At 69.8% G+C, this 427-nt stretch carries 1 protein-coding gene; it reads left to right on the forward strand.

Annotation, left to right across the window (positions count from 1 at the left end):
• Positions 1 to 26: 26 nt before the first annotated feature.
• A partial coding sequence (locus AAIO73_RS20210; protein WP_345880591.1) for a class I SAM-dependent methyltransferase occupies positions 27 to 427 on the forward strand: 401 nt, incomplete at its 3' end.

Raw genomic sequence — 427 nt, forward strand, 5'->3', positions numbered from 1 at the left:
GATCCAACAGTGCCGCGATCGCGAGGATGGCGTTGTGCCTCGATGCGACCGAGGGCACGAGGGAGGGGGTCGACCTGACGGCACGCGCCGTCGCCGCCTGGCCTCGTGCGTGCGCATCGCTGCTCGTGCTCCCCGGTCGACCGCCACGTCTCGTCTATGACGTGATCGTGATCGCCGAGATCCTGTATTACCTCTCAGCGCGAGAGATGGCCCGGGTTGCGCGTGAGATGGCCGCTCGCCTGCGGGGAGACGGCACCATCGTGCTCGCGCACCACAGGATCGACTACTACGACTTCGCCCAGCACGCGGCAGGAATCCACGCCCGGTTCCTCGCAGAGACCGGGCGTCGTTGGACGGTTCGCACCGTGCGCCGCACCCGCCGCTGGGTCGTCACCGCGGCCCGCGCCGACGGTGTGCCCCGATCCCC

The sequence above is a fragment of the Sphingomonas epibiotica genome (genome assembly GCF_039615155.1).
Taxonomy (GTDB): Bacteria; Pseudomonadota; Alphaproteobacteria; order Sphingomonadales; family Sphingomonadaceae; genus Sphingomonas.